Genomic DNA, 11,804 nt, shown 5'->3' with positions numbered 1-11,804 from the left:
CCCGACGACAAGGTGATCCCGGCCGAGGCGCACGGGATCAAGGTGATCTCGATGGGGATGCTCACGGGCGACGACAAGCCCGCGATCCTGCGCGGGCCGATGGTGGCCAAGTATCTGCGCATGTTCATCACCGAGGTCGCCTGGGGCGGTGTGGACGTCCTCCTGCTCGACCTGCCGCCCGGCACGGGCGACGTGCAGCTGACGCTGGCGCAGGCCTTCCCGCTCTCGGGCGCCGTGATCGTGACAACGCCGCAGGACGTGAGCCTCAAGATCGCGCGGCGGGGCCTGCGCATGATGGAGCAGGTGAAAGTCCCGATCCTCGGCATCGTCGAGAACATGAGCGGCTTCACCTGCCCCTCCTGCGGGACGGTCACGCATATCTTTCATCACGGCGGCGGCGAACGGATCGCCGGGGATCTCGGCGTGCCCTTCCTCGGCGCCGTGCCGCTCGACCCGGCGGTGGTGGATTGCGGCGACGCAGGCAAGCCGCTCGTCGTCGCGCACCCGGAGGCACCGGCGGCCGCCGCCTACCGCGCCATCGCCGCCGAGATCACCGGCAGCGAGACGGGCGGCAAGCGGCTGCAGCTCCCCTTCGACTGGGACTGGGTCGAGAACCGGGGCAAGCCGGAGGGGCACCCCGAGGCCGCGGAGCCCGGCGCCACGGCGGAAGTCCCGCTCGCGATGGAGCGGCCCGATGCCCGGACGCTCGAGATCCTGTGGGCGGATGGGGCCGCCAGCCGCTTCGACATGCGCGATCTGCGGCTCGCCTGCCGCTGCGCGCAATGCGTGGACGAGATGAGCGGCAAGCCTCTGCTCGATCCCGCATCTGTGCCGCTCGACGTGACGGCGCGCCGGATCTGGTCGCTCGGCAACTACGCCATCGGCATCGCCTTCAGCGACGGGCATCAGAGCGGAATCTATCCCTTCACCACGCTGCGCGCGATGCAGGCCGCGGAGGCCGAGGATGTCTGAACGTCTGCGAATCCGCGCCGAACGCCCGGCCGGCGATCCGAACACGATGCGCTTCGTCCTCGAACGCGAGGTTCAGCCGGGCGCGGAGTTCTCCGGCGCGGAGCCGGGCGAGGCCCCCCTGCCCCGCGCCCTGCTCGGCATCGACGGCGTGCAGGCCCTCCACATCGCGGGCGCAGCCGTCACGGTGACGAGGACGCCGGAGACGGACTGGGACGCCCTGAAGGCCCCGATCGCCACCGCGATCCGCGAGGTGCTCGCCGAGACCGACACGCCGCTTGGGGAGGGCGCAGCGCCGCCTAAGCCGGGCGCGCGGGACGACGCCTCCGTGCGCGAGGCCGTGCAACATGTCCTCGACACGCAGGCCAACCCCTCGATCGCGGCGCATGGCGGCCATGTCGCGGTGGTGGACGTGACCGACGGCGTCGTCAGCCTGCGCATGTCCGGCGGCTGTCAGGGCTGTGCCGCCTCGGCGGCCACCCTGCGGCACGGGGTGGAGCAGATGATCCGCATGGCCGTTCCGGAAGTACGCGAGATCGTCGACGTCACCGACCATTCGGCCGGCACGAATCCGTACTACACCGACGCGCCGGCCGCGCCCTCCGGCGCCACGCCCCTGCTCAATCGCCCGGTACCGCCCGGCGCGATCAGCGAGGAACAGGGGCGTTTCATGGTCGCGCCCGACTATCTCGCGCCCAAACTGGGCCTCACGCCCGACGCGCTGCGCCAGGCGCTCCGCGCGGGCGAGGCTGCCGCGACCGTCGAAGAGGGCCAGGGGCCCGACGCCGGCATGACCCGGATCACCGTGCGCCATGGCGAACGCGCCTGGTCGGCCGAGATCGCGCCCGACGGCTCGGCGCGCGAAGTGCCCCCGCCACGCCGGAGCGGCGACGACGACGCCGCGCTGCGCCAGAAGATTCGCGCGCAGCTCGCGGCGATGGCGCCGCACGAGTTGCCGATCACCTATGGCGCGCTCGCCCGCTCGCTCGGCATGTACATGCCCGGCGCGGTCCGGCGCGTGACCCGCGCGCTGGAAGCGACGATGGCGGAGGATGTCCGCGCCGGCCGACCGATGCTGGCCAGCCTCGTCGTCAGCCGCATGCGCGGGATGACACCCGGCCAGGGCTTCTTCGACGAGGCCGCGCGCCTCGGCCGCGGCCCCGACGCCGGAGAGGACGAGGCGGCCTGGTGGGCGCGCGAGATGGCCGCGGCGCGCGAGGCCTATCTGGAGGGGGTCGGCGCTGGTTGACGCCCGGCCCTTCTTCTTGGGTCAAATATCCTCGGGGGTGAATTGGCCGAAGGCCAAGAGGGGGCGGAAAGCCCCCTCCCCTCCGGACATCACTCCGCCGGCGCGTCTTCCGCCTTCTCCGCGTGAAAGCGCCGCACCGCCTCTTCCGCCCGATGGCAGGCGACGCGCGTGCCGTCCACGCTGCGCATCTCGGGGCGCTCGCGGCTGCACCGCTCCACGGCGAGCGGGCAGCGGGGATGGAAGGCGCAGCCTGTGGGCGGATTGATCGGGTCGGGGATCTCGCCCTTCGGCGGATCGACCTCGCGGCCGAAAACATCGGTGCGGGGCGCCGCGGCGAAGAGCATCTGCGTATAGGGATGCTTGGGCTCGGCGAAGAGCGTGTCGCGCGGCGCCTCCTCGACCAGCCGGCCGAGGTAGAGCACGCCGATCACGTCGGCCATGTGCTGCACCACCGTCAGGTCGTGGCTGATGAAGAGATAGGTCAGGCCCAGTTCCTCGCGCAGGTCGCTCATCAGGTTGAGCACCTGCGCCTGAACGCTCACGTCGAGCGCCGAGGTCGGCTCGTCACAGACGATCACCCTCGGGTTCGAGGCGAGCGCGCGGGCGATGCAGATCCGCTGCCGCTGCCCGCCGGAGAACTCGTGCGGGAACTTCGCGGCATCGGCGCCGGAAAGACCCACCTGTTCCAGCAGCCGCTCGGCCAGCCCCTCCGTGTCGCCGCCGCGCGACTTCACCGGTTCGGCGATGATCTCGCGCACCCGCCAGCGCGGGTTGAGCGAGGCGTAAGGGTCCTGGAAGATCATCTGCACGTCCGAACGGATGCGGTCCACCTTCGCCGCGTCCGTCTCGCGCGAGAGGTCCACGCCCTCGATCTCGACCGTGCCCTCGGTCGGCGGCACGAGCCCCACGACGATCTTGCCGATGGTGGACTTGCCCGAGCCGCTCTCGCCCACCAGCGCATAGACCGATTTCTCCGGCACCTCGAAGGAGACGTCCGACACCGCGGTGAGGAAAGCCCTGGGAAGCCGCTCGATGACCCGGTTCAGCCAGGGTTTCGACACGTCGAAGACGCGGGTCAGCCCGCGCACGGAAATCAGCGATGTCATGCGGCGCTTTCCTCCGCATCGGGGGTCAGCGGGAACCAGCAGGCCGCGCGGCCCTCACACGCCTCGAGGCCCGGCGCGGGCGGCTGGCGGCACTTGTCCTCGGCCCGCTCGCAGCGCGGGTTGAAGGGGCAGCCGGGCGGCAGCGCGTTGAGCCGCGGCATGGCGCCGGGAATCTGCCTGAGCCGCCGGTGGCCCAGCGAGGCGAGCGGCGTCGAGGCCATGAGGCCCGCGGTGTAGGGATGGCGCGCGCGGGTCAGCACCTCGCGCACGGGCCCGAGCTCGACGAGACGGCCGGCATACATCACGGCGACACGGTCAGCCGCCTCGGCGATCACGCCCATGTCGTGGGTCACCAGCATCACCGCCACGCCCTTTTCCCGGCAGAGCCGCTTCAAGAGCGCGATGATCTGCGCCTGCACGCTCACGTCGAGCGCGGTCGTGGGCTCGTCCGCGATCACGAGGTCGGGCTCGGCGCAGAGGGCGAGCGCGATCACCACCCGCTGCCGCATGCCGCCCGAGAACTCGTGCGGGTAGCTGTCGATACGCGCACGGGCGGCCGGGATGCCCACCTCTTCCAGCGCGGCGATTGCCCGCTCCTGCGCCTCCGGCTGGCCAACCGGCAGATGCTCGAGGATCGTTTCGGTAAGCTGGTCCCCGATGGTGAGCAGCGGGTTGAGCGAGGTCAGCGGATCCTGGAAGATCATGCCGATCTTGCGGCCCCGGACCTTCCGCAGCTTGTCGCGTGACAGGTTGTCGATCCGCTCGCCGTTGAGCAGGATCTCGCCCCCCGCGATCCGCGCGGGCGGGTCGAGAAGCCCGATCACCGCGTTGCCGGTCATCGACTTGCCCGCGCCGCTCTCGCCCACGACGCCCAGGATCTCGCCCGCGCGGATGTCGTAGCTCACACCGTCGGTGGGCCGCACGGTGCCCGCGCGGGTCGGAATCTCCACGATAAGGTCGCGGACGGAGAGGACGGGGGTGGCGTTGGCGCGCCCCTGTCGGCCTTCACGTGTCATGATAGCAGACAACCTTGCTTGAGCTTAGAGCCCGGGCCTTTCGATCCGACTTGTCGGCCAGCACTGGCCTAACATATCCTTGTTCAAGAGCGACAGGAGACCAACACATGGCCCGCAAGCCCGACGGCACATCCGACAAGCGGCCCAGAACTTCACGTTCTACTGAAAGAACCGGCTGCACGGTCGGTCGCGAAGCGAAGGTCACGAAGCGCTCCGAACAGGTCATCGAAGCTACACACCGACTGCGGTGGCAGGCCATGAAGGAACTCGCCAATCGGTAGGCGGCACTATTGCGTGACCTGGGCAGACGCCCTGCGCGGCCACGAGGAAGCGCTTCTGGATGGTGGCGTGGACGGCATAGTGAACGAACATGCCGTTCGCTCGGCTTTGGCGCGACCTTATCACGGCTACCACCGGCAAATCTGGAAAAAGGCGGCAGCCCTGATGCACGGAATCGTGCGCAATCACGGGTTCGCTGACGCCAACAAGCGCACGTCTCTCTATCTGGTAGAGCTGCTTCTGGTGCGCAGCGGCTACTGCCTTCACGAGGATGACCACGCCATTGTGGAAACCATTGTCGCTGTCGCTGAAGGTCAGATGACGTACGATCAGCTAGAGCATTGGTTCCGGGAACGGATCGTCCCGGCACCCGCGCCATAGCGGGTGTTGCCGGCCAATCGACCTTCACCATCCTCATCTGAGCCTCGGGTTCAGCGCGTCGCGCAGCCAGTCACCCAGCAGGTTGATCGACAGCGCGAGCGCAAGCAGCGTGATGGCCGGGAAGAAGAGGATCCACCACTCGCCGGAGAACATGAACTCCTGCCCGATGCGGATGAGCGTGCCGAGCGAGGGGCGCGTGGGCGGCGCGCCGACGCCTAGGAAGGACAGCGTCGCCTCCGCGATGATGGCGAGCGCGAGGCTGATCGTGGCGATCACCAGCACCGGATTCAGCACGTTGGGCAGGATGTGGCGCAGCATGATCGCCCCGCGCGAGCGCCCGATCAGCCGCGCGGCCTGCACGTATTCCTTGTTCTTCTCGACCAGCGTCGCGCCGCGGACGACGCGGGCGAATTGCACCCAGTCCGACAGGCCGATGGCAAGGATCAGCACCCAGATCGCCATCTGGTCGCGGTATTCGGGCGGCGTGATGCCCTTGGCGATGCCGAAGATCAGCATGGCCACGAGGATCGCGGGAAAGGTCAGCTGCACGTCGGCCGTGCGCATGATGATCGTCTCGGTCCAGCCGCCGATGTAGGCCGCCAGAAGCCCCAACGTGACGCCGATCACCATCGCCAGAAGCACCGCCGAGAAGCCCACGAAGAGCGAGATCCGCATCCCGAAGAGGATGGTGGAGAACACGTCTCGTCCCTGATCGTCGGTGCCCATCAGGAAGACCTCGCCGGTGAAGGCATTGGGCTCCATCGGCGCGGTGAAGCCGTTCATCAGGTTCAGCGTCGCCGGATTGAAGGGATCGTGCGGCGCGATCAGCGGCGCGAAGACGGCCGAGAGGACCAGCACCACGACCACGAAGAAGCTGATCACCGCGATCGGCGAGCGGCGGAAGGAATAGGCGAAGTCGCTGTCCCAGGCGCGCTTGAAGCGCTTGAGCGCACGCGCCTCGCGGACGGGGCTGAGCGGCGCGTCGGTCATGTCGCCTTCCCTGCGCTGCGGTCCACGCGAAGCCGCGGATCGATGGCGAAATAGAGCAGATCCACGATCAGGTTGATGCCCACGAACATCACCGAGATCATCATCAGGTAGGCGGCCATGACGGGAATATCGACGAACTGGATCGCGTTGATGAATAGAAGCCCCACGCCCGGCCACTGGAACACCGTCTCGGTGATGATCGCGAAGGCGATGATCGAGCCGAGCTGAAGGCCGGTGATGGTGATGACAGGCACCAGCGTGTTCTTGAGCGCGTGGCGGAAGTTGATCGCCCGCTCGCGCAACCCGCGGGCGCGGGCGAAGCGGATATAGTCCTGCCGGAGCACCTCGAGCATCTCGGTGCGCACCAGCCGCATGATCAGCGTCATCTGGTAGAGCCCCAGCGTGAAGGCCGGCAGGATCAGCGCCTTGATCCCGCTTTCCGTCAGGAAGCCGGTGGTCCAGCCGCCGATCCGCGTGACCTCGCCGCGTCCGAAGCTGGGCAGCCAGCCAAGCTCGACCGAGAACACGTAGATCAGCAGGATACCGATCAGGAAGGTCGGCAGCGAGACGCCGATCAGACTCAGGGTCATGATCGCGTTGGCGGCAAATCCTTTTCGTCGGATCGCGGTGAAGACGCCAAGCCCGATGCCGAACGCCAGCGCGAAGAGCCCCGAGACGAAGGCGAGTTCCAGCGTCGCGGGCAACCGCTCGATCAGGATGTCCGAGACCGGCCGCCCCTGTCGATAGCTCAGGCCGAAGTTGCCCTGCACCGCCTGTTCGAGAAAGCGCCAGTATTGCACCGGGAAGGGCTGGTCGAGGCCCAGCTGCTGGCGCAGCCGCTCCACGTCGGCCTGCGTGCGCTCCTGCCCCAGCATGTTGTCCACCGGGTCGCCCACGAAGCGGAACATGGCGAAGGCCACCAGCCCCACGATCAGCAGGACCAGCGCGGACTGGAAGACGCGGCGGATGATATATGCCAGCATTCGCGCAAGTTCCTAGCAATGCGGGATCGGGTCAAGCCGCTTGCCGTCCATTTGACGCGAAGGCGCGCCCCTGTCGGGCCTGTATCAGTCGGCGCCAGGCATGACTACCCGGCGGATGCGGAACTTTCGGGCATCTATGATGCGGGCACCCGCACTTCGAAGCGCGTGCCACTCTCCTCGCGCGTCACCAGGACATCCGCGCCGATCGATCGTGCAAGCCCGTCCACGATGGAACCGCCCAGGCCGGTGGCCCCCTCCTTGCCCTGCGTGTCGAGCGACCCGGTGGCCGTCGCGGAGTCGTCATGCTGCTCCGCGATGCTCTTGCCACCGGCGGGCCAGGTGCTGCCCGCCGGCAGGCCGATCCCGTCGTCAGCGACCGAGAGGCGGATTTCGCCGTTCGCCTGCCGGGTCAGGTCGATCCGGATGGCGCCCTCGTCGCGCCCCGAGAAGGCATGCTTGTATGCATTGGTGAGGAACTCGGACAGAAGAAGGCCGAGCCGCGCCACGGTGTCGACGGGGAGCGCGACATCCTCGCAGCGAAGTTCGAGGGCAAGGCCGGACCGTCCCTCGAGTCCGGTCACCGCATCCGCCACCCGCTGCAGATAGGGGCATACCTCGACCTCGTCGGGCACCTTCCCCTCGCAGCGCTCGCCGGCCTGGAACAGCTCGTCGTAGAAGAGCGACAGCGCCTCGATCCGGTGGCTCAGATCGTCGAAGGACGCGGCCGTGATCTCGCGCCGGGATTGCAGGCGGATCATGCTGACCACCATGGCGAGGTGGTTCTTCACGCGATGCTGCAACTCCTTCAGCATCGTCTCCGAACTGATCGTTCGCGGATCGCGCAGCGCGGCTTCGTCTGCATCCACCCATCGCAGCATGCCGAAATAACCGGTCAGATTCCCGGTTTCGTCGTTGACGGGCGTGACGAAAAGCTGATTGCGAAAAGGTGCCCCGTCGGCCCGGTGACTGGTCAGCGTCACGACGAAGTCATCGCCACTTGCAAACCCCTTGCGAACCCGTTCGATATCCGCAGGATCAGTGTCCTCGCCGAGAAGAAAGCGCCAGTTGCGTCCGACCACGTCGTCGCGCCTGTAGAGCGTCAGCCGCTCGAACGCGGTGTTCACATAGGTTATGGGATTGTCGGGACCGGTCGGATCCGTGACCATCATCGCCACGCGCGAGCCGGCCATGACGCTGGCCAACGGAACCTCGTTCTCCCCCTCGCTGTCCCGTCCCTCGCCCGACCGCATGCGCCTTTCCCCTCAGTTGCACCCTGAGATAGCAAATCTGGCGCATATGGCAAACCTGATGCCCTTTCGGAAACGATCCATTCCGGCACGACCATAAAAAAGGGGCGGCCGAAGCCGCCCCTTCCCTCCATCCTGCGCGGATGGTCAATTCATCGAGATGTATTTGATCTTGGGCGAGTCCTCGGGATCGACCTCGATGCCGACACCTTCTTTCATGCCCCAGTTCAGCACCTGGTGGTGAACCGGCAGATAGATCGTCTCGGCCTGCACGACTTCCCAGATCGACTGGATGGTGTCGTTGCGCACCTCCAGATCGGTTTCGGATGCGAGCGACTGGATCATCTCGTCCACTTCCGGATTCGAGAAGCCGGTGCCGTTCCAGCTGCCCCGTTCGTCGGTGCGGGTATGGACGAGGAAGTTGAAGATGTATTCCGAGTCGTAGGTCGGAACGCCCCAGCCCAGCATGTAGAAGTCGGTCTCGCCGTTGGTGATCAGCGGGAAATGCTGCGCCTTGGGCTTGGCGTCGAGGTTCACGGTCACGCCGATCTGGCCGAGCATCCCCACGACCGCCTGGCAGATCGCCTCGTCGTTGATGTAGCGGTCGTTCGGGCAGTCGAGCTGGATCGAGAAGCCGTCGGAATAGCCCGCTTCCTCCATGAGCGCCTTGGCGGCCTCCACGTCGGTCTCGGCCTGGTCCATCTCGGCCGACCAGCCGTTGACGAAGGGCGGCGCGATCATGCCCGCGGGCTGGCTCTGGCCGCGCATCACCACCTGCTTGATGGCCTCGCGGTTGATCGCCATGTTCATCGCCTTGCGCACACGCACGTCGGCGAGCGGGTTCTCCCCCTCGACGTCGTCATTGGCGATGTCGTCGGCGCCCATGTTGAGGCCGAAGAAGATCACGCGGTTCTGCGGCGCGGTCTTGACGACGAGGCCCTCGGTATCCGCCACGCGGCCCAGGTCCTGCACCGGCACGTCCTGGATGAAGTCCACCTCGCCCGAGAGCAGCGCGGCAACCCGCGTTGCCGCGTTCTGGATCGGCGTGTACTCGATCCGGGTCACGTCCATCGGAAACTGGTCCATGCCCCAGTAGTTCTCGTTTTGCTCGAGCACGGTGCGCACGTCCGGCTCGCGGCTGACGAGGCGGAAGGGCCCGGTGCCGTTGACGTTGGCGGTGGCGAAGGTCTGCTCGCCGCCCTCGACGTCCTGCACCTTGACCGTGTCGTTGGCCTCGGCCCAGCCCTTGTCCATCATGAACAGGTTGGTGAGGTTCGACGGCAGGATCGGGTTGGGCCCGTCCGTGACCATCTCGACGGTGTAGTCGTCCACCGCGCGCACCTCGACGATCGAGGTCAGAAGCTCCTTCATGTCGGAGTCTTCGGATTTCGCCCGGTTGATCGAGAAGACCACGTCCTCGGCGGTGAAGTCCGCTCCGTCGTGATAGGTGACGCCCTCGCGCAGGTTGAAGACCCAGACGTTCGGGTCCCCTTCCTTCGGCGCCCAGGAGGTGGCGAGCGCCGGCTCGAAGGCGCCGGTCTGGTCGCGGATGATGAGCGGCTCGTACATCTGGTGCGCGAGCGTATGGGTCGGCCCCTCGTTCTGTGCGTGGGGGTCGAGCGTCAGGCTGTCGCCCGCACGCGCCCAGCGCAGCGTCTCGGCCGAGGCCCCGATCGCGGTCGAGGCGAGCAGCGCGGCGGCCAGAAGGCCGGTTGTGCGTTTCATGCTGATGTCTCCCTGTTCGGCCCGGCGTCCGTGTGGCCCCGGGGCTCGTGACATTGCCGCAGAATAACAGTCAGATTGAAGCGGGCAAGCGGCTTGGCGGGTGACGTGAGCGGAAGGCGCGCGTCAGTCTGAGCCGCGCGGCGAAACCAGGCCGCCGCCGCAGGCGTTGACGGCACGGCCGTCATGGCGGCCCCGATCAGGCATAACCGGAGGCGCATGGAGCCCGACGCCGCCAATCCCGCACAGTTCGCCGGCGCGCTTCGCGACCTCGCCGCGCGTCTCGCCGCCGAGGCGGGCGAGTTGACCGAGCTCATGCTGCGGCCGTGGAACGCCTATCAGGTCGCGATCGCCGCGGGCCTGTTCCTGCTGGCCTGGGCGCTGCGCGCCGTCCTCGCGCCGCGGATGCACGAATGGATGCGGGCGCGCGAGGGCTGGCCGCGCTGGCGCCTGCGCGTGCTGGTCGTGCTGCACAAGCGCTTGCGCATGGTCTTCTTCGTGGGCTTGCTCTGGGCCACGGTCTGGGCGATGCGCGAAATCACCTGGCCCTCGCGCTCCTGGCTTCTGGCCATTCTGGCGGATCTCTCGCTCGCCTGGCTGATCGTCGCCTTCGCGACGCGGCTGATCGCCAACAGCCTGCTGCGCAGGACGGTTCGCTACGGCGCCTACGCCTGGGTCACGCTGCGTATCCTCGCCCTGACCGACGAGACGGAGCGCCTGCTGGGCCGTATCGCCGTCGAGATGGGCGAAGTGCGGATCTCGCTCTGGATGGTGCTGCAGGGCGTGTTCCTGCTGGCCCTGCTGCTCTTTCTGGCCCGCGTGATCGCGCGGCAGTCCTCGGCCCGCATCCACGCCAACGAGGAACTCAGCCCCTCGATGCGGGTGCTGGCGGTCAAATTCCTGCAGGTCGCGCTCTACGGCGCGGCCTTCCTCGTCGGGCTGCGTGCGGTCGGCTTCGACCTGACGGGCCTTGCGGTGCTCTCGGGCGCGATCGGCGTGGGGCTCGGCTTCGGCCTCCAGAAAGTCGTCTCGAACCTGGTGTCCGGGGTGATCCTGCTGCTCGACCGCTCGATCAAGCCGGGCGACGTCATCAGCCTCGGAGAGACCTTCGGCTGGATCAACAGCCTCGGCGCGCGCTACGTCTCGATCACGACCCGCGACGGCAAGGAATACCTCATCCCCAACGAGGATCTCATCACCGGCCAGGTGGTGAACTGGTCGCATTCCAACGACCTCGTCCGCCTCGACATCCATTTCGGTACCGCCTACGGCAACGACCCCCACGAGGTGCGGCGCGTGGCGACGGAGGCCGCACGCGGCGTCGCGCGCGTGCTCGAGGACCGTCCGCCCGTCTGCCACATCACCGGCTTCGGCGACAGCAGCGTGGACTACGTCCTGCGGTTCTGGATCCGCGACCCGTCGGGCGGCATCACCAACATCCGCGGCAACGTCTATCTCGCGCTCTGGGACGCCTTCCAGGAGAACGGCATCCGCATCCCCTTCCCGCAGCGCGAGGTCCGGCTCCTCGAAGGCTCGGAGGTGATCACGCGCACGGCGGAGTGAGCGCCGCGCCGACGCGCTGCGGCAGGCGCGCGCCCCGGCTGTGCGGCCTGACCCCTGGGACGCGAAGCGACGACCGGAGCCCGGACCAGGCGCTAGGCAGGTCGCGCCCGATTGTGTATCCTTACGCAAAGTAAGTGCTGAGGCTGCTTCCAGGAGGCCCGCAACAGGATCGTGGTGGCTGTATGGGCGACCGGCAAGCTGGCGCCGCATCGTGCTGCATCGCCCTGCCGATGTGACCGATTGCGTCGCCCTATGGCCCACGTCTGTTGAGTGCATCCGGGACCTCGGTGGTGCGCCGC

The 11,804-nt window shown here is 67.7% G+C and carries 10 protein-coding genes; 4 read left to right on the top strand and 6 right to left on the bottom strand.

Annotated elements, in window-relative coordinates; translation table 11 throughout:
* On the top strand, positions 1–972 hold a 972-nt coding region (locus tag DRV85_RS09470), incomplete at its 5' end, for a P-loop NTPase (RefSeq protein ID WP_113289190.1).
* Positions 965–2,218 (top strand): DUF6522 family protein, encoded by a 1,254-nt coding sequence (locus tag DRV85_RS09465; protein ID WP_113289189.1) that lies wholly within the window; start codon positions 965–967, stop codon positions 2,216–2,218. The genes DRV85_RS09470 and DRV85_RS09465, both read left to right, overlap by 8 nt.
* An 89-nt stretch (positions 2,219–2,307) precedes the next feature.
* Here the strand turns inward: DRV85_RS09465 and DRV85_RS09460 are convergent, their stop codons facing one another.
* Positions 2,308–3,324, bottom strand: a complete 1,017-nt coding sequence (locus DRV85_RS09460; protein WP_113289188.1) for an ABC transporter ATP-binding protein — start codon at positions 3,322–3,324, stop codon at positions 2,308–2,310.
* Entirely contained in the window at positions 3,321–4,340 is a 1,020-nt protein-coding gene (locus tag DRV85_RS09455) for an ABC transporter ATP-binding protein (protein ID WP_113289187.1), read from the bottom strand. Before DRV85_RS09455 ends, DRV85_RS09460 begins: the two co-directional genes overlap by 4 nt.
* A 294-nt stretch (positions 4,341–4,634) precedes the next feature.
* Between DRV85_RS09455 and DRV85_RS09450 the strand changes: the two genes are divergently transcribed.
* Positions 4,635–5,000 carry a type II toxin-antitoxin system death-on-curing family toxin gene (locus DRV85_RS09450; RefSeq protein ID WP_158540132.1) on the top strand — a complete coding sequence of 122 codons (366 nt, stop codon included), beginning with the start codon at positions 4,635–4,637 and terminating at the stop codon, positions 4,998–5,000.
* 33 nt (positions 5,001–5,033) lie between these two features.
* On the opposite strand, the gene DRV85_RS09445 is transcribed toward DRV85_RS09450, so the two are convergent.
* The 4 genes from DRV85_RS09445 to DRV85_RS09430 form a co-directional block, all read right to left on the bottom strand.
* Positions 5,034–5,990 carry an ABC transporter permease gene (locus tag DRV85_RS09445; RefSeq protein WP_113289185.1) on the bottom strand — a complete coding sequence of 319 codons (957 nt, stop codon included), beginning with the start codon at positions 5,988–5,990 and terminating at the stop codon, positions 5,034–5,036.
* The gene (locus tag DRV85_RS09440) at positions 5,987–6,973 is read right to left on the bottom strand and encodes an ABC transporter permease (RefSeq protein ID WP_113289184.1); all 987 of its coding nucleotides are present in this window, start codon (positions 6,971–6,973) and stop codon (positions 5,987–5,989) included. The genes DRV85_RS09445 and DRV85_RS09440 overlap by 4 nt, the downstream gene beginning before the upstream one ends.
* A 134-nt stretch (positions 6,974–7,107) precedes the next feature.
* Complete coding sequence (locus DRV85_RS09435; protein WP_233495452.1) at positions 7,108–8,175, bottom strand: ATP-binding protein; 1,068 nt, start codon at positions 8,173–8,175, stop codon at positions 7,108–7,110.
* A gap of 192 nt (positions 8,176–8,367) precedes the next feature.
* Positions 8,368–9,945 (bottom strand): ABC transporter substrate-binding protein, encoded by a 1,578-nt coding sequence (locus DRV85_RS09430; protein ID WP_113289182.1) that lies wholly within the window; start codon positions 9,943–9,945, stop codon positions 8,368–8,370.
* Positions 9,946–10,161: 216 nt separating this feature from the next.
* On the opposite strand from DRV85_RS09430, the gene DRV85_RS09425 reads away from it, so the two are divergent.
* Positions 10,162–11,505, top strand: coding sequence for a mechanosensitive ion channel family protein (locus DRV85_RS09425; protein ID WP_113289181.1), 1,344 nt, complete (start codon positions 10,162–10,164; stop codon positions 11,503–11,505).
* The last annotated feature ends 299 nt before the right edge of the window (positions 11,506–11,804 follow it).

Origin of the sequence: Rhodosalinus halophilus (assembly GCF_003298775.1) — a bacterium.
In the GTDB taxonomy this organism is placed as follows: Bacteria; Pseudomonadota; Alphaproteobacteria; order Rhodobacterales; family Rhodobacteraceae; genus Rhodosalinus; species Rhodosalinus halophilus.
The sequence above is the reverse complement of the archived record's forward strand: the minus strand, read 5'-3'. Positions and strand labels throughout refer to the sequence as shown.

Excerpts from the sequence above, each read along its gene's own strand:
- DRV85_RS09440 (WP_113289184.1), bottom strand. The coding sequence starts at position 6,973 with ATGCTGGCATATATCATCCGCCGCGTCTTCCAGTCCGCGCTGGTCCTG.
- DRV85_RS09425 (WP_113289181.1), top strand. The coding sequence starts at position 10,162 with ATGGAGCCCGACGCCGCCAATCCCGCACAGTTCGCCGGCGCGCTTCGC.
- DRV85_RS09465 (WP_113289189.1), top strand. The coding sequence starts at position 965 with ATGTCTGAACGTCTGCGAATCCGCGCCGAACGCCCGGCCGGCGATCCG.
- DRV85_RS09430 (WP_113289182.1), bottom strand. The coding sequence starts at position 9,945 with ATGAAACGCACAACCGGCCTTCTGGCCGCCGCGCTGCTCGCCTCGACC.
- DRV85_RS09460 (WP_113289188.1), bottom strand. The coding sequence starts at position 3,324 with ATGACATCGCTGATTTCCGTGCGCGGGCTGACCCGCGTCTTCGACGTG.
- DRV85_RS09455 (WP_113289187.1), bottom strand. The coding sequence starts at position 4,340 with ATGACACGTGAAGGCCGACAGGGGCGCGCCAACGCCACCCCCGTCCTC.
- DRV85_RS09445 (WP_113289185.1), bottom strand. The coding sequence starts at position 5,990 with ATGACCGACGCGCCGCTCAGCCCCGTCCGCGAGGCGCGTGCGCTCAAG.